Below are 21487 nucleotides of genomic sequence, written 5' to 3' on the forward strand. Positions count from 1 at the left end.
ACCGGAATTGGGATTTAGAAAGTGTCAGTGTTTCGTTGCGACTGAGGTGGGTCAATCATTGTTTGCTGTTGTTGCAGGAATACGGCGGTTGGGAATTTTGACCAAGTTTGGTAGAATATCAAAGATTTTTGAACCTTAACCACAGTAGGGAGAGTTGTATGTCTAATATCGAACAACGCGTCAAGAAAATCGTTGCTGAACAACTCGGGGTAAACGAGGTAGAGGTAAAGAATGAGTCTTCGTTTGTTAATGATTTGGGTGCCGATTCGTTGGATACAGTTGAGTTGGTGATGGCGCTAGAGGAGGAGTTCGAGTGCGAGATCCCAGATGAAGACGCAGAAAAAATTACCACGGTGCAACAGGCCATAGATTACGTCAACAGTCATCAAGAGTAGTTCATCTTTATTATCGTTTTTCCCTCAAATAGCGGAGTACAGTTTGGCTAAGCGCAGAGTCGTTATCACTGGCTTGGGGATCATTTCACCAGTTGGTTCAGGAATCTCCGAGGCATGGAAGAATATTGTCGAGGGGCAGTCGGGTATTACGCGCATCACCCGCTTTGATGCCAGTTTGTTTGCTTCAAAGATTGCCGGTGAAGTCAAAAAATTTGATGTGAGCGCATATTTGCCTGCCAAGGAAGCGCGACGTATGGATATTTTTATCCAATATGGCCTGGCGGCTAGCATAGATGCAATCAAAGATGCTGGAATTGAGGTGACAGAGCAGAATGCCGAACGTATTGGGGTCAATATCGGTTCTGGTATTGGTGGGTTACCGATGATTGAAGATACGCATAATGATTATCTGGCTGGAGGGGCACGCAAAATTTCCCCTTTTTTTGTTCCAGGGACAATTATTAATATGATTTCTGGCAATCTTTCTATCATGTATGGTTTCAAAGGACCTAATTTGTCAATGGTAACGGCTTGTTCAACGGCGACTCATTGCATAGGGGATTCTGCCAGGCTGATTGAATATGGGGATGCCGATATGATGATTTCAGGCGGTTCGGAGGCATGCATTTGTCCCCTTGCCTTGGGTGGATTTGCATCTGCTCGTGCACTTTCTACCCGTAATGATGATCCGGTTACCGCGAGTCGACCGTGGGACCGGGAACGAGATGGCTTCGTACTGGGGGAGGGGGCTGGAATTCTGGTGCTGGAAGAGTATGAGCATGCAAAAGCACGAGGCGCCAGAATTTATGCCGAACTGGTTGGTTATGGCATGAGCGCCGATGCCTATCATATGACTGCCCCGCGGGAGGATGGCGAGGGGGCCGCGCGTTCCATGAATAATGCCTTGCATAATGCCGGCCTTAACAAGGATCAGGTGGATTATATCAATGCCCATGGGACTTCTACCACACTCGGAGATGTGGCTGAGACTATGGCAATGAAGCGCTGTTTTGGCGACCACGCAAAGAAGGTAAAAGTCAGTTCCACGAAGTCCATGACCGGACATTTGCTTGGGGCAGCAGGAGGTGTGGAGGCCATTTTTTCCGCACTGAGCATTTATCATCAGATTGCACCTCCAACAATTAATATTTTTGAACAGGATGGGGTCTGTGATATGGATTATGTGCCTAATATCGCGCGCAACATGACGATTGATGTCGCCATGTCCAACTCGTTCGGATTTGGTGGAACCAATGCTACCCTAGTGTTTCACAGGGTTTAAATCGCTTGCATGCCTTAAGCAGCCATACTCTGATCAACGGTGTGTCAAGTGACCAAGTAAGCGTACAGGATCGGGGTCTGTTATATGGAGATGGCGTCTTTCGAACATTACGATTGCAGGATGGCTGTCTTCAACATTGGGATCGCCATTACCGCAAGTTGCAGCAGGATTGCTCTAAGTTGCATATTCAATGCCCGGAACAGAAACTGCTATATGAAGAGCTTCTGACACTGACAAAAAGAGGGCCCAATGGGATTGCCAAAATAATAATCACACGTGGTCAACAAACGGCACATGGCTATAGACCGGTTCAAAATCTGTCACCGACCCGCATTCTCAAAATGGTTCCGTTATTTTCCTATCCTGGCAGATATGCTTCCCAAGGTATCAAGGCTAGGATATGTAATTTGCGCTTATCCCATCAACCGTATCTTGCGGGTATTAAGCATTTAAATCGTCTTGAAAATGTCCTGGCCGCGGCGGAATGCGATGATCCTGATATTGCAGAAGGTGTGCTGCTGGATGTTTATGGCAATGTGATTGAAGGTCTGCGCAGCAATCTGTTCATGGTAAGGGATGGAGAATTGGTTACCCCCGCTCTGTGTAACTGTGGTGTAGCCGGTATCCAGCGTGAACGGGTGATGGAGTGGGCAGACACATATAATGTTTCTTGTCGGGTCAGGCAATTGGATCTTGCAGAATTGCTGGCAGCAGACGAAATATTCCTGGTGAATAGTGTATTTGGATTGTGGCCAGTGCATGAATTGTCTGGCAGGCGCTGGAATGATCACCCGATATCCATGCAAGTGCAGGGTTGGGTAAATCATGCGCAAGATTAAGCGTTTTCTGCTTTTTCTGGTATTTTTTGTTGCCGTACTGGCTGGCGGCATCGGTTATTATGTTTTTCGCCCACTAACCTTTATATCGCTGCCTCTTGAATTCTCACTTGAACATGGCAGCGGTTTGAGATCGGTAGCGCATCAGATGCACCAAGCTGGAGTTTTGCCTAATGAATGGGGGTTTATTTGGCTGGCTCGATTTTTAGGAAAATCTGCACAAATCAAAGCAGGTAACTATCAGCTGGAAAATGCTGTTACGATGTTCGATCTGTTATCAATCGTAACGAAAGGGCAGGCCACTCAGAGTGAATTCAGGATAATAGAAGGCTGGACATTTGCGCAGTTCCGCAAGGCACTGGATTCCAATCCGGCAATTCGGCATGATAGTGCCAATCTATCCGAAGTAGAGATTTTGCGTCGGATTGGGGCAACAGCAACATTTGCTGAAGGCCAGTTTTTCCCCGATACCTATTATTTCGCAAAGGGCTCCAGCGATCTTGCTTTGCTGAGGCGTGCCTATCAGACTATGCATAAACATTTGCAGGAAAGCTGGAAGGAGCGTATGCCAGAACTGCCTTTGGGATCCGTGGATGAGGCTTTGATACTGGCTTCAATCGTCGAGAAGGAAACCGGGAAAGCAAGCGAGAGAGGCATGATAGCTGCCGTGTTTGTTAACCGGTTGCGTAAGGGAATGTTGCTGCAAACCGATCCAAGCGTAATTTATGGGCTGGGACAGGATTTTGACGGCAACTTACGCAAACGTGATTTAAATACTGATACTCCCTATAACACTTACACTCGCACGGGTTTGCCCCCAACGCCGATTTCACTGCCGGGACTGTCTTCAATTCAGGCTGTCCTGCATCCGACCTCGACTGAGGCCTTGTATTTTGTTGCACGTGGAGACGGGAGTTCACAATTTTCCAATACCCTGAATGAGCATATCAATGCAGTAAATCGTTATCAAAAATAGGTTATGCGACCAGAGTCATTTCACGTCAAACGCTTTGAGTGAGTTTGATGTACATGGTACGCTTCAGCCAACGCCGTTGGCAGCCAGAACACTTTTTTGATCAGCACGCAATCGTGCAATCGTATACAATCCTCCGTTATTCATAGTTGACGAAAACTGGTTACGTAATGCTGGAAATTAGCAATCTTGCTTGTAATCGTGGAGACCATCTGCTATTTTCAGATCTGAATTTTTCCATTTCGGCAGGTCAGCTATTGCAGGTTCAGGGTGCAAACGGAAGTGGTAAGACCAGTCTGCTACGTACTTTATGTGGTTTGGTTATCCCCGCCATGGGAGAAATCAAGTGGCGTGGACAGGATATCCATGAACTGGACGAAAAATTTTATGCCGAGATGATTTATCTTGGCCATTCTAATGCTATTAAGGACGAATTGAATGCCGTGGAGAATTTGCGGATCAGCGCAGGTTTGGCAGGCTGCAAGCTGGATGACAAGCAGATCATTGCGGCGTTGCGCCGCATGGGGTTGCGCGGCCGGGAAATGTTACCGGTCAGGGTGCTTTCACAGGGGCAATGCAGGCGTGTAGCCCTGGCGCGGTTGCTGCTCATCAATGTTTCTCTGTGGATATTGGATGAACCACTCACAGCTTTGGATGTGAGCGCTGTTGGGTTGATGCAGGAATTGATTGGCGAGCATTTGGCGAATAAAGGTATGGTGATTTACACTACCCATCAGCCGCTGGAAGTAGCGGGGGTTGAAACGCAGCGGCTTGCACTGTCATGAATCAGTTGTCGCTGCTTGGTTTAATCAGTCTGGTGGTTCGGAGAGATCTGGTGCTGGCTATGCGTCGCAGAGCCGATGTGTTGACCACATTGATTTTTTTCGTAATGGTGGTCAGCCTGTTCCCTCTAGGGGTTGGCCCTGAAATGGAGATGTTGCGCAAGATGGCTCCCGGTTTGGTCTGGGTATCTGCCTTGCTGGCTTCCATGCTTTCGCTAGGGCGTATGTTCTCGGCAGATTATCTGGATGGTACGCTGGAACAGATGATGTTGGCGCCGCAGTCTCTGGCGATAGTGGTGCTTTCAAAAATTCTGGCTCACTGGATGGTATCCGGTTTTCCGCTGGTAATCATTGCTCCAGTACTGGGTATGCAGTTTGATATGTCTGCACAGGCATTGTGGGTGCTGATGATTACTTTATTGTTGGGTACCCCGATACTCAGCGTTATTGGGGCAGCAGGCGCGGCGCTGACATTGGGGTTGCGCGGGGGAGGGGCTCTGGTGTCCCTGCTTGTTTTACCCTTATGTATCCCGGTTCTGATTTTTGGTGCGGGGGCGGTGGAGTCGGTGGTAAGTGGAATCAATGCAGGTTCCAATTTGGCATTGCTAGGCGCGATACTGGTAATGGCTTTGGCATTCATGCCATGGATTACTGCCCATGCCTTGCGTATATCGTTGGAATGATGCATGCCATGTGTTTTTAATTGGGTAGATCTTGGCTATAAACTGGTTTAAATATTCTGCGCCAAGCACTTTTTATGGATTGGCAGGTAAAATGGTGCCATGGTTCAGCTGGTCTGCTGCCATTTTTTTTGTAGCGGGGTTGTACCTTGGTTTTTTTGTGGCGCCGACAGATGTCCAGCAAGGAGAGGCCTATCGCATCATGTTCATCCATGTTCCCGCTTCCATTCTGTCCATGTTTATCTATCTGGTCATGGCGGGATATGCAGCGCTGGGATTGATTTTTAATACGCGCCTGTCTTCCATGATGGCTTCTGCGCTGGCACCCACAGGTGCGTTGTTGGCCTTTCTTTCCTTGTGGACAGGCGCATTGTGGGGCAAGCCGATGTGGGGTTCATGGTGGGTATGGGATGCCCGGCTGACTTCCGAGCTTATCTTGTTATTTTTGTATATCGGATTTATCGCGCTACATGCCTCCATTGAGGATCCGCGCCGTGCTGATCGTGCCAGCGCTTTGCTTGCAATAATTGGATCGGTAAATGTTCCGATTATCTATTTTTCAGTGCAATGGTGGAACACACTACATCAGGGAGCGACTATCAAATTCACTGGTACCAGCATGCACGAGGTGATGCAACAGGGCCTGTTGGCGATGTTGCTGGCAGTATGGTTATATGCCATTGCCATGACTTTGATACGTGTGCGAAGCATTATTTTGGAGCGGGAGTCCAAGACTCAATGGGTGGCTGAACTGATAGAGGTGAAGCGGTGAGCTGGGCTGAGTTTTTTGCCATGAATGGCTATGCCTGGTATGTTTGGGGCTCGTACGGGATGGTGCTGTTAGTATTTCTTATTGAAATTGTGATGGTGCGTCACAGACGGGCTCGTATCTTGCAACAAATTCTCCTGATGCGTGATGAGGGTGGCGACTGACTATTCAGAAACAAGCTACCGATTGGTTTTTTCTGTTTAATTATTTCGGTTCATTTGATTGAATCCCTGTTAGTCCGATACGCATTCCACTTGTAAAAGTTAAAGATTCCGAGAGAGCGCTACATGAAAGTTCGCCAGAAAAAAATTGTATATATTCTTGTTGCACTTGCAGCTTTAGGTATTGCAGTAGGGTTGGTGCTGTATGCGTTAAAAAGCAATATCAGCCTGTATTTCACTCCGACCCAGGTGTTTAACCAAGAAGCCCCGCAGGGGCGCAGTTTTCGCATGGGCGGATTGGTAGAAGTTGGGAGTGTCAAGCGTCAGAGCGACGGATTGACGGTGCATTTCAATGTTACAGATACAGCCAAAAGTATGCCGGTTGTGTATAAAGGATTTTTACCTGATTTGTTCAAAGAAGGAAAAGGTGTAGTGGTGCACGGTAAGATTGAGACTGGGAATGTGTTCCACGCAGATGAGGTGCTGGCTAAGCATGACGAAAATTATGTTGCCCCGGAAGCAGAATATGCTATGAAACAGGCAGCGAAAGGACAATCCACCGTAAATGCAGCATCATCTGTTAATGAAAGTAGTACAAAATAGCATATTCAAAAAGCATTAAGCGGACTAATCAGCATACCTGACTAACGGTGGCGCTTGTGGCATTGTATGCAGATTGTCCAGGTTGATGTCATTCCTGGAGCAGTAAAATCGTGCATTCTGAGTGCCGTCGAGTTTCGGTTGAGGCCTGCCCTTGTAAATAAACAGGGTTTATTGTTACAGAAATTTTTTCGACTGTTTTAGAGTTTTTATACGGTAATGCAATATTCGATCAATTGTGTCGCAAAATGCATGGCCGATGTTTTAATGCCTCGGAATCTCCCTCTGGGACGCAATGCTCGGTCCAAAAAATTCACGCATCAGAAAATCTTCAAGCCCGTCATTGTCTTCCATGCGGGCGGATAGAACGACAACGCGATTAAGGCGCTGGGATTCCCAGTTAAAATTTTCCTTGTAATGTGTGCGGATTAGTTCAATCATTCTACGAATAATTGCGTGCTCAATATCTCCGTTTACCCCGGCATCGACTTCAATTATTTCGCGCCGAGAATTCGTATAATCCGTAGTCCATCCCCGAAATGAAAATCGGGCTGTCCGAATCCCAATGCTGATAATTTGAAAAATTCCGCTGGTTCCCTGTTGCTGCAAGTTTTTCCTTATGTTGTCCATTCTCTTTTCATCGGCAGTAATCGGGCGGTGCTCGAGCATTGCTGATGGTTGATTATGATCATCAACGTTTTCGACGGCCATCTTGCGTGCTCTATGCATGTTAATGTAGCTTGTCAAATCGGGAGAAGGAGGTGCCTGGTGTGCAGCAGGAGGTTGAATTAATGGGGTTTCAACTTTCGGTGTAATTTTTTCAGTTAACGGATGTACTGGAGCTGCTGCTTCTGAAGACGGGGGTGGAGTAACAGGCTTGAATTCCTGTTGTAAAACGGGTTGAACTGGCGGTTTTTTTTCCGAGTTGACAGAAGTATCCCGTATGATTTTTGGTGCAGGTGCAGGTGCAGGTGCAGGTGCAGGTGCAGGTGCAGGTGCAGGTGCAGGTGCAGGTAATTCTACAAGCTGCGCATTAATTGTTAGCGAAGTGGGGATGTTGATCTCGGGAGCGTTCAGGAGGCCTCCAAATTCCAGAATAATGGCCAGCCAAATAAAAGTTGCTAACGGGATTGACCACCAGAACCGAATTTCCATCGACCTGGAATTAGGTATGTGGATCACGTTATTGGCGTTTTATTGCAATCAAAAAGTGCTGGGTTCCAGCAGAGCGAGCCCGCAACATGGCTTGCACTACAATGCCTTGAGGTGCGTCATTGTCAGCGGATATGATTACGTTCTGCTGTGAATCCCGTAATAGTGGTTTAAGTGTAGCGGCCAATGTTTCTAGTGTTACGGGAATCTGATTGACATAAATTCTACTATCTTCAGTCAATGTAAGCGTTACCGGTACATCGGTAACGAGTTTTTCCGCCTTTCCTTGCGGGAGGTTAACCTGCAGGGAGTCTAGATGCTGCATTGATAATGAAGATAGCATGAATGTCACAAGTAAGAAAAACATCACATCAATCATGGGAATGATTTCGATGCGACCCTTGCGGGAAGTTCTGGATTTACGAAGTTTCATGGGTATTGCCCCGCTGGTCTAAACGGATGTGATCAATCAGGCGTGTGCCAAGGCGCTCCATTTCATCCATTGTTTGTGATTGTAGGCGAGAAAAATAATTAAATCCGAACAGGGCAATAAGTGCGACCAGTAAACCGACCGCAGTGGCAATAAGTGCCTGAGCCACTCCTCCGGTTACTCCTGCTGGATTGACGATGCCATTGGATCCAATGATCTGGAAGGCGTGCATCATTCCTATAATCGTACCCATCAAGCCAAGCAAGGGCGCTGCGGTTACAATAGTTTCCAGAACCCATAATCTGCTGGCAAGTGATGTTTCAATCACTTGTGCTTCATCCGCTGCACGAGATTCTGTCCACCATGCAGGGCGATTGCGGTTGGCGAGTATCACCCAAAAGAATCGTTTGTAATAGTGGCGATCATTTAATCGTGAAAGTTGCTTTTCCAGTTCTTCCCATGGGAAGCCATAGGTTTCGATGAGGCTGCTTAATCCATAGGAGAGGCATGCGAACCGCTTATACAGGACTGCCTTTTCAAGCATGATGGCTAAAGCGATCACCCCCATTAATGATAAAGGGATCATGATCACTCCACCGAATTTAAATGCGATCCAGGCTTCTTGAAGTTCTTGCATGGTAGTCTCCGGTTGAAGAGGGAATTCCTCCGTTTGTTGGCTATACAGGTTTTTATTATATGAAATACAACATCGGGTCGGTCTGGTGATATTTCATCCGATCATGTGGATCCAGAATTTCTGATTTTGGGGAGTATGTTTTGTTGAGTATCAGTTTCCTGCCATAATGCCGGAACTGTCCGGTTTTTTTGTTTCTTTCAAATTATCCTGCTACTGGCAGTAATATCAACCATTACCGTTTCTAACCTTGCGTTCCTTAGACCGGTTCTGGAAAGGTTCATTGTATTAAATCAGGATTGATCAGTCTGCTTCGTAATGGGGAGATTTTGAAATCGAAGCAAAAACTCATTCTGGAGATGATAAAAGAAAAATCTTTCAATGAAAATTCAAGCAGGCTTGGTGTTATTATTTTTAGAAGTTTTCCTAGAAATCATTTTGTATTTTTTTCAGAAACATGCATAAAAAAATCATTATAGGCACTCCGTTAAGTCCTTCCGCTACCAAAGTAATGCTGCTGGGTAGTGGAGAACTCGGGAAGGAGGTAATCATTGCGTTGCAGCGGCTGGGAGTGGAAACCATTGCCGTAGATCGTTATCCCAATGCGCCGGGTCATCAGGTGGCGCATCGGGCACATGTGATCAATATGACTGATGCCGGGGCTTTGCGTGACTTGGTTGAGCGGGAGCAGCCCCATATTATTGTGCCAGAGATAGAGGCAATTGCCACCGATATGCTGGTCGAGATCGAGAAGGATGGCTTAGCGCGGGTGATTCCAACTGCCCGTGCCGCCCAGCTTACCATGAACCGTGAGTTCATTCGATGCCTTGCAGCAGAAACACTCCGATTGCCTACTTCTCCTTATGCTTTTGCCAGCAGCGTAGCAGAGCTACGTGCCGCGATTGATTATGGAATTGGCTATCCATGTGTGGTTAAACCGGTGATGTCATCTTCAGGCAAGGGGCAGTCGAAAATTGACAATGCGGGGGAGGTTGAACGGGCGTGGGATCATGCTGCCAGTGGTAGCAGAGTAGATCAGGGGCGAGTTATTGTTGAGGGATTTGTTGATTTTGAGTATGAAATTACACAGCTTACCGTGCGTGCAATGGACAGTAATGGTCAGATAGAAACGCATTTCTGTGAACCGATCGGACATGTTCAGATTCATGGGGATTATGTTGAAAGTTGGCAGCCGCAGTTTATGTCTGAACCAGCTTTGAAGCGCGCTCGTGATATTGCAGGGAAAGTAACTGCCAATCTCGGTGGGCTGGGAATATTTGGCGTTGAATTATTTATCAAAGGTGATGACGTGTGGTTTAGTGAAGTCAGCCCGCGCCCGCATGACACAGGAATGGTGACGATGTGCAGTCAATTTCAGAATGAGTTTGAACTGCATGCCCGTGCATTACTCGGTTTGCCTGTATGTACAAAGCTGATGATGCCGGGTGCAAGCGCCGTGATTTATGGGGGACTGGAGGCATCTGCTATTGGTTTTGCAGGTATTGATGAAGCGTTACTTGTACCGCAAAGTGATTTGCGCTTATTCGGCAAGCCGGAATCTTTTCCCAAAAGGAGAATGGGGGTCGTTTTAGCAACCGGGACCGATACCAGAGAAGCGAGGTTGCGCGCCAGACTTGCTGCTGGAAAGGTTGTGCCGGTCAAGGTTTAGGTTTTGATAACCATCCAGAGACAGTTGTTAGCTGGCATTTATTAATGATGAAATCCAGATATTACGGAATTAATGGATTTTTCATGAAACCGAAACGGACGGTATTGTAGTCATCAATAAATTGTAGTAGTCGCGCCCGGATCTGACAGTTACCCGATTTGACGGAAGCGACTGTCAGGTCAAATCTAGCAGTTCAATGTGGTGATTTTATCGCACCACGCCTCCTTTCCGTTAATGAATGTTTGCATCGAGGTGCGTCCGCAATCTATCTTGCCTTGATGGTTACGGTCGTTGTTGTAGGTCAATATCCAGGCATCCAGGTCAGCCTGCAGTTCTTCAATCGACAGGTAAATCTTGCGGCGGAACGTCACCTGGTAGAACTTCTGCAAGATAGTCTTGTGAAACCGTATCACAGATGCCGTTGGTCTGTGGATGGTTGGCTTTGGTCCTGGAGTGCTCAATGTCGTTCAGCGCCAGATAGAGCGGGTAATCATGGTTTTCCGGCTTGCCGCAGTATTCCGTCCCACGCCCTTGATGGTGCGGATGTAGGAGGTGTTTTGGCTGCCGGGATAGCCTGGGTGGGCAGTCTCGAACTCACCATGGGCAGCATTCTCTTCCTACTTCTTCTCCAGCGCCTGCACCTGCGCCTCAGTTAGCACCTAACCTGTTTCAGCCACATGGCGTTCCAGCGATGACAGCCGTTTCTTGAGCGACTCCAGATTCTGACGCAACCAGATCGAACAGACGCCGGATGGCGAGATAAAGATGCCACGCTTGCGCAGTTCATTGGAGACATGCACCTGACCGAAGGAGAGATGTTCCAGTGCAAAACTGGTGACAGCTGCTTCCGTGGCTTCCTCGACGCAGTTCTTGATAGTTGGCTTGCGACGGTTGGCATCGATTAACGCTTCGATGCCACCTTCGTCTATGGCGGACTGATAGCGATAGAAAGTATGGCTGGGGAAGCCCATCACCTTGCAGGCGCGCGACACGTTGCCAAGCTCGGCTGCCAGATTCAGCAAACCTGATTTGTGTTTGATGACGTTCTGTTGAACGCTACTCATGGGGTTACGTCTTTGCGCTTACGCGCTTGGTTGATCAGGATTCACACCTCTATCAAACCGGGTACCGCCACCGTTTAGCAAGGTCCTGCTGTCAGATCAAATTGAAACTACTTACCAATAAATTTATTGGGCGATCAACTCCTTAAGCACATATGGCAAAATGCCGCCATGGCGGTAGTAATCCACTTCAACAGGGGTGTCAATCCGCAGCAGCAGTTCGACCTGCTGAATACCGCCGTCTGGTCGTTTGATGGTAAGCATCACATCCTGCTGGGGCTTAATTGACCCGGAAATTCCTGTGAGATCGAAAATTTCTTCACCTGTCAGTTTGAGCGATGTCACATCGTCGTTACCTTTAAACTGCAAAGGCAACACCCCCATGCCTACCAGGTTGCTGCGATGGATACGCTCGAAACTTTTGGCCACTACTGCTTTCACACCAAGCAGCTGCGTGCCTTTTGCCGCCCAATCTCTGGACGAGCCGCTACCATATTCTTCCCCGGCAAAGATTAAGGTGGGCGTGCCCTCCGAGATATATCGCATCGCCGCGTCGTATATTGGCATCTGCTCCCCATTATAAAGAGTATAGCCGCCTTCCATACGTGTGCCGTCCTGCTGGGCTGGCAACATCAGATTTTTTATGCGTACATTGGCGAAGGTGCCGCGAACCATGACATCATGATTACCACGACGAGCTCCATAGCTGTTGAAATCCTGGATAGCTACGCCTTTACTTTGCAGGTATGCCCCGGCAGGGCTGGTAGCTTTAATATTGCCTGCAGGACTGATGTGATCGGTAGTGACCGAGTCACCGAAGATCCCCAGTGACTTTGCATTACAGATATCGGCAATATTAGGATCGGTATTCATATCAAAATGTTTGAAAAATGGTGCACGAGCAATATAGGTAGAATCATCCCAATGATATTGTTTCCCGGTAGTAACAGGTATTGCATTCCATAAAGGCAGGTCGCGAGTAAGGTCGCTGTATAGTCTGCGGTATATCAACGGATTAGAGGCAAATTGCATTGCCGCATTTATATCCGAGCTGTCTGGCCAGATATCCTTTAGATAAACTGGCTGGCTGTTATGGCCAATGCCCAATGGCTCGCTGTTCAGGTTGATATTTACTCTGCCTGCCAGAGCGAAGGCTACGACAAGAGGGGGGCTGGCAAGGAAATTGGCCTTAATGTTGGCATGGATGCGTGCCTCAAAGTTGCGATTGCCGGATAACACTGCTGCGGTGATCAGATCATGCGCAAGAATGGATTCTTCAATTTCTGGATTCAACGGACCGGAATTGCCGATACAGGTGGTGCAGCCATAGCCTACCAGACGAAAGCCAAGTTGCTCAAGGTAGGGTAGCAAGCCTGCATTGGTTAAATAATCTGTTACTACGCGCGAGCCGGGTGCCAGAGAGGTTTTGATGTGACGGCGTACAGTCAGGCCAGCTTCTACAGCTTTTTTTGCCAGTAATCCTGCAGCAAGCATTACGCCAGGGTTTGATGTGTTGGTGCAGGATGTAATGGCGGCAATCAGTACATCGCCATGATGCAGTTGAACTGCGGGTTGCATTTTGCTATTCGCATCCGTTAGTTCGGTGGCATAAGATTTGCCTAGATTTGCAGCAGGTTGGTTGAAGCCATTATCTGATACTGGTTTGCTGAATAAAGTGTTGAAATTTTCCCTCATCCTGGAAAGCGGCACACGATCTTGGGGGCGTTTGGGTCCGGCAAGTGAGGGTTCGATACTGCCCAAGTCTAGTTCCACTATGCTGGTATAATCGATAGAGTTTTTCTCAGGCATACCGTATAGGCCTTGCGCCTTGAAGTAGGATTGGAAGGCATCAATTTCTTCATTACTGCGCCCGGTATTTCGCATGAAATCCAGGGTGACATCATCTACAGGGAAGAAGCCCATGGTTGCTCCATATTCTGGAGCCATGTTTGCCAGGGTCGCCCGATCCGGAACAGTTAGCGCTGTAGCACCCGTTCCGAAGAACTCTACAAACTTTCCTACTACCTTTTGTTTTCGTAGCAGTTCAGTAATGGTCAATACCAGGTCGGTTGCTGTGATTCCTTCGCGCAATGTGCCTGTCAAGTGGACGCCAATTACATCTGGGGTCAGGAAATATACCGGTTGCCCAAGCATTCCTGCTTCTGCCTCAATGCCGCCTACCCCCCATCCAACTACGCCAATTCCATTGATCATGGTGGTATGGCTGTCGGTTCCAACCAGTGTGTCGGGATAATATACCCCGTCTTTGTGAAGCACCCCGCGTGCTAGGTATTCGAGATTTACCTGATGTACGATACCTATTCCAGGTGGTATTACCCGAAACGTATTAAATGCTTGCATTCCCCATTTCATGAATTTGTAGCGTTCATGGTTGCGTTCAAATTCCAGTTCCATGTTGAGACGCATTGCTTCCGGATTGTTGTAATAGTCCACTTGTACCGAATGATCTACCACTAGATCCACAGGCACCATGGGTTCAATGATCATTGGATCCTTACCCATACTTGCGGCTGCATCACGCATTGTTGCCAAGTCAACCAGAAGGGGGATGCCAGTGAAATCCTGTAATACGATACGCGCCACTACAAAAGGAATTTCTTCAATGCGTGCTGCATTTTTCTGCCAGTTTGCGAGCTGGCGAATGTGGGTTTCGGTGATTTTCTTGCCGTCGTAATTGCGCAGCAAAGATTCAAGTACAATGCGGATCGAAACGGGTAAGCGTGAAATATTGCCAAGCCCTGCTAATTCCAAGGCATTTAAGGAGTACAGCGTGCCAGTCTTTCCATTTGCAAGAGAGAATGTTTGAAGAGCGTTGAACAGATTATGAGGCATAGCAATGGCTCCGATAATGGCGAGGTACGGAAATGGGAAAAATATAATAATTATAGCGCGGTAAGAACCTGCTTGGCATTGATTAACAGAAAGCCTGTGATTCTAGAACCTTGGTTCGAGAATGGCATGAATATTTAAATGCTTATCTGAAGGGATTTATATCCTTGGGGAAGGCAGGTCATTAAATGGAAAAATACCATGAGAACGGAAATTGGCGTGAGAGAATGGATCGTCCGCATTTAGAGATGTTCAGGTTGAGAATGCAGTGGTTAAGATTTGAAGAGCGGTTATTATCGTGGCACTGCATAGTGCCAGTCATTGTTGCAATAGTGTACTAAATTAAGATGGTGCAGAACTAAGAATAATGGCAATGCTCGGCTCATGAAAATTGGGTAAAAAAGAATGGCTGGATGCCCCAAATTTAGGCAGTTTAGAAATAGGGTGGCAGTTTTATTTGCTCCTGATTGCAGTTTTAAGTGAAAATTTGGATTTTTGTCTGTAACATAATATATTTTGCAAGGAAAATGTTGGTATGTCCGAGATCGCCAAGATCGATCAGTTCGCCCAAGTTTCCAGTCAACCGCCATTGCGTTGGTATTTCGATCCTAAAGTCCTGGAGATCGAGCAGCGCATCCTATTTGATAATGGTCCTGGTTATGTCGGGCATGAATTGTTAGTGCCGAATTTCGGTGATTATCATGTATTGGAATGGATGGGCAGCGCCAAAATGCTGGTGCGTAGCGAGAATGGGGTAGAGCTGCTTTCGAATATCTGTCGACATCGTCAAGCTACCATGCTTGAAGGGCATGGAAACGTGAAAAACATTGTATGCCCGCTACATCGGTGGACCTATCAGCTGGATGGAAAAATGCTGGGTGCGCCGCACTTTCCGCAGAAGCCATGTCTACATCTTAATAAATTCCCGTTACAACGATGGAATGGCCTTTTGTTTGCCGGCAAGCGCAATATCTGTAAGGATTTGAAGGATATCCCTGTGTTTGAGGAACTGGATTTCTCAAATTACCAGCTGGATCGTGTCGAGATAGATGAATATGCCTTCAATTGGAAAACTTTTATTGAGGTATATCAAGAGGACTATCATGTTGCGCCGTTCCATCCGGGATTGGGGAAATTTGTTAATTGTGATGATCTGCACTGGTATTTCGGTGACTGGTATAGTGTACAGACAGTAGGTGTTCATCACGGATTGCGCAAGGCCGGCAGTGTTGCCTACGGAAAATGGCAAGAGCAGGTGATGCGTTATAACAACGGCATACTTCCCCGGTATGGTGCGATCTGGTTGACTTATTATCCCAACATCATGGTAGAGTGGTATCCGAACACCTTGGTGGTTAGTACGGTGCTTCCGCGTGGTGCGGAAGCATGTACCAATATTGTGGAATTCTATTATCCTGAAGATATTGTCCTGTTCGAGCGTGATTATGTCGAGGCGGAAAAGGCTGTATACCGGGAAACGGCTACCGAAGATGACATCATCTGCCTAAAAATGCAGCAGGGGCGCAAATGGCTGTATCAGAATGGCTTGGAGGAGAGGGGGCCATACCAGTCTCCGACAGAGGATGGCTTGCTGCATTTCCATGAATTTCTGAGGCGTCAGCTAGATTCTCACATAGGAGTATGAGTTTTCTGCGCCACGCCACGATAAACTGCTGTGAAAAATTTGGTTCCGCATGGGATGTCCTTTTGATTTTCTTCAAATATGTTTGTTTTTTCAAGATCAGTTCCCTTGTTTTGTTGATCAATAGTCTTCGGGATATTCTTTTCAGCCAAGCTGATGTTCAGCCTTTTGGTTTTATCTGTCCGGGATAAGGATTACTCGCTAATGACAGGTTTAGCGATGTGAATAATGGAAGTCTGTTAGTGCAGGAAAACCGGTTGAACAGGAAAATGAAGAAGCTGCGCGGAAAATTTTTTTCAGCGCTTGGTAAACGCCTTGATTGGGTTGAGATTAAATATATATTTGTACAGGCCCGTACAATTTCACGATTTTCTGGGGTGGGATCAAAGCCAGTACAGCTTGTCTGTAATAACGAACGGAATGAGAAAAGGATGGGATATGATCACGATTGAACAAACTCAAAATCTGCTTAGTATTGCTGTACTAGGCGAGTTCTCTTTAGCTGATTTCAGGCAATTCGAGGAGCATGCATTACTCATGCTGAAATCGCCAGGAACTGTCAATCTATTGTTCGATCTGCGCGACATGCTCAGCTATACGGTGGATGTAGTATGGGAGGAAATCAAATTTTTCAGGCATGAACATCAGCATGATTTCAGCAAGATTGCGGTTGTAACGGACGACCAGTGGATTACGTGGCAGGCGTGGCTATCACGGATTTTTGTAGATGCAGAAATATGCGTTTTCGCCGATTATGCAGAAGCAAAAACATGGGTGACTACAGTTTAACCTGTTTTTTATGTTACAATTCAAAAGTTTGATTTCCATTTGATTTTGTTTTTGGGAGGGTGAATGTTTTTAGGTTTTGTTGATTTGCCATGGTGGGGCTATGTGATAGTAACATTGATATTAACCCATATTACCATCGCATCGGTCACTATTTATTTACATCGTCATCAGGCACATCGTGGCTTGAATCTGCATGCAGTTCCTAGCCATTTTTTTCGTTTCTGGCTATGGCTGACTACTTCCATCGTGACCAAGGAATGGGTTGCTGTGCATCGCAAACATCATGCCAAATGCGAGACAGAGGACGATCCGCATAGTCCGGTTTTTCTGGGAATCAAGAAAGTTTTATTGGACGGTGCCGCTCTTTACCGTAAAGAAGCAGAGAATCATGAGACTCTTGATAAATACGGCCATGGCACTCCTGATGACTGGCTGGAAAATAATTTATACAGCAAGCGTAGCGGATACGGCATTGCGCTGATGTTGATTGTCAATATACTTTTGTTTGGTCCACTTGGGCTGACCATTTGGGCCGTTCAAATGGCTTGGATTCCTATTAATGCAGCCGGTATAGTGAACGGAATTGGGCATTTCTGGGGTTATCGCAATTTCCAGACTGAGGACGCCTCCACCAATATCGTACCTTGGGGGATTTTTATTGGTGGCGAGGAGCTACATAATAATCATCACGCCTATGCCTCCTCTGCCAAGCTTTCTAATAAGTGGTACGAAATTGATATTGGCTGGCTTTATATACGTATACTGGAAATTTTTGGTTTTGCACAGGTAAAAAGGCGTGCACCTAAGGTTCGCCTGAATCAAGCAAAGACTTCATGTGATCTGGAAACCGTACAGGCAGTTATCGCAAACCGTTATGAAGTAACCGCTAGGTATGCCCAGTATTTGAAGCAGACCTATTCGACTGAAATTGCTCGGATCAAGTTGCATGCTTCAGACAAAATTGATGTGGCACGAATAAAACATTGGCTGCATTTGGATGAAAATACGTTGACTGAGCAGCAAAAATCGAAAATCAATGCAGTCATAAAAGCAAGTGGCACATTGCGGATAACCTATACTCTCCGTCAGGAACTGACACTTATATGGCAGAATTCCACGGCAACTAAAGAGCAATTGGTCAAGCAACTGGAAGACTGGTGTCATCGTGCAGAAAACAGTGGAATTGCGGCATTGCAAGAATTTTCCAGGCAGCTGCGAAGCTATGCCTAATCAATCATCGCTTTTGTGGGGTCTTGAACAAAAATTTTAGTTTGCCGAGTAATGAATGACAGGTAGATGCCAGGTTAATTTCAAGGCGTGGCGCCTGCCACAGTCGAACGTTGAACCGGTTCTTGGTGTGTGAGGGAGAACGGACTAAGAAAATTGCAGAGATGCACATGAAACAAGGGGAACCGAATTGGTTCCCCTAAGTTTGATGATTGCCAGGTTGAACTTCTGAACTTGTGTTACTTTGAACTTGTGTTACTTGAGCTTTGTTTCTTTATATAAAACATGCTTCCGTGCTACTGGGTCAAACTTCTTAAATTCAAGTTTTTCCGGGGTAGTGCGCTTATTTTTGTCTGTTGTATAGAAGTGGCCGGTCCCGGCGCTGGATTCCAGTTTGATCTTATCACGCATTATTCTTCACCTCTTAAATGTTTTCGCCGCGCGCCCGCATTTCCGCTAGTACCGCATCTATACCATTTTTGTCTATGGTACGTAGGGCAGCATTGGTCAGGCGTAGGGACACCCAGCGATTTTCGCTTTCAACCCATAGGCGACGGCGCTGCAGATTCGGCAGGAAACGGCGTTTCGTTTTGTTATTGGCGTGGGAGACATTGTTCCCAACCATAGGGCGTTTCCCGGTTACTTGACAGACGCGAGCCATAGCTATTTCTCCAACTGGTTTATATAATTATATCAAAGAATAAATTTTACCATGAATACTTCATACTGATCAACTTGCGGGAAGGCTGGTTTGCTTGGAATCAAATTTAAGATGTGTGTACCCCTCGGCATAAATAATTCCTGTGGTAAAAGAGATGGGCATTCCTACTTCTTTTTTTTTCCTGGTTCAAGTATGTAAGACGCGGGGTTGGTTTCCTTTAATTCTGTGCGTGCCCGACCATGGGCGAAAGTAATGTCGAGGCATGTACCTATTTGCAAGGCGGAACTGTCCATAACGACTAAGCCGTGCATATCACGTACGATGCTGTAACCTCGTGCCAGAACCTGCTCCGGCGCAAGGTGAAGGAGGTGTTGATGCAAATTGTCCAGGGTAGAAGTGTGCCGTTCCAGGATGCGGTGCATAATGTTCGCAAGTTGAGATGCTAAAGCAGCCTGACGTGATACAAATGAGGCATGGTTTGGTCGTGCTATGCGTAAACGCTGTTGCAAGGAGTGTGAATGCCATTGCTGGCGTTGTAAAATATAAACAACAGAGGATCTCATGCGTTGCCGAAGATAATCCAGATGTTGAATTTTCTGCTGAACGTGTTTTGCAGGGTGTGTAAGACGGTTCTGCAAATAATCCAGTTGTTGCATTCTATTTTCTAATTGATGATGTATGCAGCGGATTAATCGCTGCGTTAGGCGTAGCAGGCGCAGTGATAATTCCTGTTGTTCTGGTACAACCAGCTGAGCAGCTGCCGTAGGTGTAGCCGCACGCTGGTCGGCGGCAAAATCAGAAATGGTAAAATCAGTTTCGTGCCCGATGCCGGTGACCAGAGGGATACGGCTGGCAAAGATAGCACGCGCTACGATTTCTTCGTTAAATGCCCATAAATCTTCGAGACTGCCGCCTCCGCGGCATAACATCAAAACGTCACATTCATCTCGCTCGTTTGCCAGTTGGATAGTTTGAGCAATTTTTTGCTCGGATCCATTTCCCTGGACCGGAGTGGGGTACAGCACAACTGGAATACCCGGCATGCGTCTGGTTAGTGTGATCAATACATCGCGCAGTGCTGCTGCCTGTGGAGACGTGATGATGCCAATCTGTTTCGGGAAAAATGGTAGCGGTTGTTTGCGTGCCGGATCAAACAGTCCTTCTGCATTTAGCTTAAGTTTCAGGCGCTCGAATCGCTCATGCAGAGACCCGAGCCCAGTTGGCCGTATTTGTTCCAATGCTAACTGAAATTCACCACGAGCATCATACAATGTGGCGAATGCCAATATTTCCACTTGCATGCCATTATCCGGCAGCCAGTCAACATATTGGTTTTTGTGACGGAACATCACACAGCGCACTTGTGCTTGTTCATCTTTCAGGGAAAAATACCAATGTCGGGAAGCTGCACAGACAAAATTGGAAATTTCGCCATGAACCCATACTAGGGGCAAACCATTTTCCAGTATTTTTTTGGCTTCCAGATTCAGTTCGTATACGCTAAATACATGATTTTTATTTTTTTCTAAAATCATATGCGTTCCCATTTAGAAATCTGCAGTAAAAATTGTTTAAGAATTAGGCTCGTCATTCGTTCTGCGGTTGGTACAAAATCCTAGATCAGGTGCGTTCCATGACATAGCAAATCAAATATGGGTAACGTTCTCCAACCCGGGAGTTAAACAAAATTGAGCAGATGCGTTCTGCTGTCGTGAATGAGGTGTGACCCAGTATATTTTCACTGCCATAGTACTTGTTTTCTGTACTGTTGGGTGAACAAGAAAGTTGGGTAATCTTGCTCAAAATAGTACGACCAGATACAGTCTCTTTTTTTCAGCCTATTTTTTGGGAGTAATCGTTGTGTTTTCCATTGTGGAAGCAGCTGGTTGGCCTATCTGGTTTCTGGTGGCCGCATCAGTAATTGCCGTTGCACTTATCGCAGAACGCCTTGTCGCCTTGCGCGCCCCAAAAATTGCCCCTGCTGAACTATTTAATGAAGTAGTGGTTGAATATAAGCATCGCGGTATCAGTGATGAGCTGTTATCCCGGCTACAGGCAGGCTCTCCGCTTGGCCGAATTTTTGCCGCTGGCTTGAAAAATATAAAAAGTCCAACTCCGGTGGTTAAGGAAGCGGTTGAGGAAGCAGGGCGTGCCAGTGTACACGAGCTTGAACGTTTTCTTACCACGATAGGCACAATTGCATCAGTTAGCCCACTGTTAGGACTGTTTGGTACGATTGTGGGCATGATTGAAATTTTCAGCGCACAGAATTCCGTAGGCAATGCACCGGTTGCCCTAGCTCATGGTATTGCAATAGCTTTGTACAATACAGCATTTGGTTTGATGGTGGCGATCCCCAGTATGATTTTCTATCGGCATTTCCGTGCAAAAATTGATGGCCTGGCCATTGAAATGGAACAGCAAGCTATTAAACTGATTGAAGTAATAGATGGCGCACGCCGAGATTAAATCATGAATTTTCAACGGGGTCGTGTACGCGAGGAGCCGGAAATCAATCTGATTCCGATGATTGATTTATTACTTGTCATTATCATATTTTTAATTGTGACCACCACTTACCAAAAATATTCTGAATTGCAGGTTAACTTGCCGCAAGCAAAAGGTGATGAGAGTGCCGCGGAGGCAAATCAAATTCATGTTTCAGTGGATGCTTCGGAACATTACGCTATTGATAATAAAGTCGCCGTATTCCAGAATGTGCAGAATTTTGCCAAGGCACTGAGTGTGGCAGCAGGCGCACAAACCGAACCGAGCGTCGTCATTCATGCAGATGCCCAAGCACCACATCAGGCTGTAATCAACATCATGGAGGCGGCCCGACTTGCCGGGTATGACCGTATTACCTTCACCACCACCCGAAAATAACCTGCGTT

Annotated in this window: 23 protein-coding genes and 1 pseudogene; 15 read left to right on the plus strand and 9 right to left on the minus strand. The window is 46.7% G+C overall.

The window, feature by feature from the left end:
- The first annotated feature begins 158 nt into the window (after positions 1-158).
- From acpP to ccmE, 9 genes are all read left to right on the plus strand, one after another.
- Positions 159-395 (plus strand): acyl carrier protein, encoded by a 237-nt coding sequence (gene acpP / locus KJA68_RS08415; protein ID WP_213036492.1) that lies wholly within the window; start codon positions 159-161, stop codon positions 393-395.
- A gap of 43 nt (positions 396-438) precedes the next feature.
- Positions 439-1677 carry a beta-ketoacyl-ACP synthase II gene (gene fabF, locus KJA68_RS08420; protein WP_213036493.1) on the plus strand — a complete coding sequence of 413 codons (1239 nt, stop codon included), beginning with the start codon at positions 439-441 and terminating at the stop codon, positions 1675-1677.
- A 5-nt stretch (positions 1678-1682) separates the two neighbouring features.
- Positions 1683-2516, plus strand: coding sequence for an aminodeoxychorismate lyase (gene pabC / locus KJA68_RS08425; protein ID WP_281412156.1), 834 nt, complete (start codon positions 1683-1685; stop codon positions 2514-2516).
- On the plus strand, positions 2503-3489 hold the full coding sequence (gene mltG / locus KJA68_RS08430; RefSeq protein ID WP_213036495.1) for an endolytic transglycosylase MltG: 987 nt from the start codon (positions 2503-2505) through the stop codon (positions 3487-3489). The genes pabC and mltG overlap by 14 nt, the downstream gene beginning before the upstream one ends.
- 167 nt (positions 3490-3656) lie before the next feature.
- Positions 3657-4271, plus strand: a complete 615-nt coding sequence (ccmA, locus tag KJA68_RS08435) for a cytochrome c biogenesis heme-transporting ATPase CcmA (protein WP_213036496.1) — start codon at positions 3657-3659, stop codon at positions 4269-4271.
- Positions 4268-4951 carry a heme exporter protein CcmB gene (gene ccmB / locus KJA68_RS08440; protein ID WP_213036497.1) on the plus strand — a complete coding sequence of 228 codons (684 nt, stop codon included), beginning with the start codon at positions 4268-4270 and terminating at the stop codon, positions 4949-4951. The genes ccmA and ccmB overlap by 4 nt, the downstream gene beginning before the upstream one ends.
- A gap of 31 nt (positions 4952-4982) precedes the next feature.
- Positions 4983-5720: a heme ABC transporter permease CcmC gene (gene ccmC / locus KJA68_RS08445; protein WP_213036498.1), complete on the plus strand. Its 738-nt coding sequence runs from the start codon at positions 4983-4985 to the stop codon at positions 5718-5720.
- Positions 5717-5881 carry a heme exporter protein CcmD gene (ccmD, locus tag KJA68_RS08450; RefSeq protein ID WP_213036499.1) on the plus strand — a complete coding sequence of 55 codons (165 nt, stop codon included), beginning with the start codon at positions 5717-5719 and terminating at the stop codon, positions 5879-5881. The genes ccmC and ccmD overlap by 4 nt, the downstream gene beginning before the upstream one ends.
- A gap of 123 nt (positions 5882-6004) precedes the next feature.
- The gene (gene ccmE, locus KJA68_RS08455) at positions 6005-6481 is read left to right on the plus strand and encodes a cytochrome c maturation protein CcmE (RefSeq protein WP_213036500.1); all 477 of its coding nucleotides are present in this window, start codon (positions 6005-6007) and stop codon (positions 6479-6481) included.
- A 261-nt stretch (positions 6482-6742) separates the two neighbouring features.
- Here the strand turns inward: ccmE and KJA68_RS08460 are convergent, their stop codons facing one another.
- From KJA68_RS08460 to KJA68_RS08470, 3 genes are read right to left on the minus strand one after another with little or no spacing between them, the layout of a single operon-like run.
- Complete coding sequence (locus KJA68_RS08460; RefSeq protein ID WP_246487123.1) at positions 6743-7633, minus strand: hypothetical protein; 891 nt, start codon at positions 7631-7633, stop codon at positions 6743-6745.
- 28 nt (positions 7634-7661) lie between these two features.
- Positions 7662-8063 (minus strand): ExbD/TolR family protein, encoded by a 402-nt coding sequence (locus KJA68_RS08465; protein WP_213036501.1) that lies wholly within the window; start codon positions 8061-8063, stop codon positions 7662-7664.
- A complete protein-coding gene (locus KJA68_RS08470) occupies positions 8050-8697 on the minus strand; it encodes a MotA/TolQ/ExbB proton channel family protein (RefSeq protein WP_213036502.1) in 648 nt (215 codons plus the stop codon). The genes KJA68_RS08465 and KJA68_RS08470 overlap by 14 nt, the downstream gene beginning before the upstream one ends.
- Before the next feature lie 454 nt (positions 8698-9151).
- Here KJA68_RS08470 and purT point away from each other — a divergent pair, with 454 nt between their 5' ends.
- Positions 9152-10363, plus strand: coding sequence for a formate-dependent phosphoribosylglycinamide formyltransferase (gene purT, locus KJA68_RS08475; RefSeq protein ID WP_213036503.1), 1212 nt, complete (start codon positions 9152-9154; stop codon positions 10361-10363).
- 185 nt (positions 10364-10548) lie between these two features.
- On the opposite strand, the pseudogene KJA68_RS08480 reads toward purT, so the two are convergent.
- Positions 10549-11427: pseudogene (locus tag KJA68_RS08480) on the minus strand (helix-turn-helix domain-containing protein).
- A gap of 123 nt (positions 11428-11550) precedes the next feature.
- Positions 11551-14277 carry an aconitate hydratase AcnA gene (gene acnA / locus KJA68_RS08485; RefSeq protein ID WP_213036504.1) on the minus strand — a complete coding sequence of 909 codons (2727 nt, stop codon included), beginning with the start codon at positions 14275-14277 and terminating at the stop codon, positions 11551-11553.
- A gap of 532 nt (positions 14278-14809) precedes the next feature.
- Between acnA and KJA68_RS08490 the strand changes: the two genes are divergently transcribed.
- The gene (locus KJA68_RS08490) at positions 14810-15919 is read left to right on the plus strand and encodes an aromatic ring-hydroxylating oxygenase subunit alpha (RefSeq protein ID WP_213036505.1); all 1110 of its coding nucleotides are present in this window, start codon (positions 14810-14812) and stop codon (positions 15917-15919) included.
- Here the strand turns inward: KJA68_RS08490 and KJA68_RS08495 are convergent.
- Positions 15904-16068 carry a hypothetical protein gene (locus KJA68_RS08495; protein ID WP_213036506.1) on the minus strand — a complete coding sequence of 55 codons (165 nt, stop codon included), beginning with the start codon at positions 16066-16068 and terminating at the stop codon, positions 15904-15906. The two genes, KJA68_RS08490 and KJA68_RS08495, sit on opposite strands and share 16 nt — an antisense overlap.
- 286 nt (positions 16069-16354) lie before the next feature.
- Here KJA68_RS08495 and KJA68_RS08500 point away from each other — a divergent pair, with 286 nt between their 5' ends.
- Together KJA68_RS08500 and KJA68_RS08505 are read left to right on the plus strand one after the other, a co-directional pair.
- The gene (locus KJA68_RS08500; protein ID WP_213036507.1) at positions 16355-16705 is read left to right on the plus strand and encodes a SpoIIAA family protein; all 351 of its coding nucleotides are present in this window, start codon (positions 16355-16357) and stop codon (positions 16703-16705) included.
- Between the two features lie 63 nt (positions 16706-16768).
- On the plus strand, positions 16769-17935 hold the full coding sequence (locus tag KJA68_RS08505; protein ID WP_213036508.1) for a DesA family fatty acid desaturase: 1167 nt from the start codon (positions 16769-16771) through the stop codon (positions 17933-17935).
- 252 nt (positions 17936-18187) lie between these two features.
- Here the strand turns inward: KJA68_RS08505 and rpmG are convergent, their stop codons facing one another.
- The 3 genes from rpmG to xseA all read right to left on the minus strand — a co-directional run bounded on the left by rpmG (position 18188) and on the right by xseA (position 20128).
- Positions 18188-18343, minus strand: a complete 156-nt coding sequence (gene rpmG, locus KJA68_RS08510; RefSeq protein ID WP_213036509.1) for a 50S ribosomal protein L33 — start codon at positions 18341-18343, stop codon at positions 18188-18190.
- 13 nt (positions 18344-18356) lie between these two features.
- The gene (gene rpmB, locus KJA68_RS08515) at positions 18357-18593 is read right to left on the minus strand and encodes a 50S ribosomal protein L28 (protein WP_213036510.1); all 237 of its coding nucleotides are present in this window, start codon (positions 18591-18593) and stop codon (positions 18357-18359) included.
- A gap of 164 nt (positions 18594-18757) precedes the next feature.
- Positions 18758-20128, minus strand: a complete 1371-nt coding sequence (gene xseA / locus KJA68_RS08520) for an exodeoxyribonuclease VII large subunit (RefSeq protein WP_246487124.1) — start codon at positions 20126-20128, stop codon at positions 18758-18760.
- 325 nt (positions 20129-20453) lie between these two features.
- Here xseA and KJA68_RS08525 point away from each other — a divergent pair, with 325 nt between their 5' ends.
- Entirely contained in the window at positions 20454-21062 is a 609-nt protein-coding gene (locus KJA68_RS08525) for a MotA/TolQ/ExbB proton channel family protein (protein WP_213036512.1), read from the plus strand.
- A gap of 3 nt (positions 21063-21065) precedes the next feature.
- Positions 21066-21479 carry an ExbD/TolR family protein gene (locus KJA68_RS08530; RefSeq protein WP_213036513.1) on the plus strand — a complete coding sequence of 138 codons (414 nt, stop codon included), beginning with the start codon at positions 21066-21068 and terminating at the stop codon, positions 21477-21479.
- Positions 21480-21487: the final 8 nt, after the last annotated feature.

It is taken from the genome of Candidatus Nitrotoga fabula, from assembly GCF_905221025.1.
GTDB lineage: Bacteria > Pseudomonadota > Gammaproteobacteria > Burkholderiales > Gallionellaceae > Nitrotoga > Nitrotoga fabula.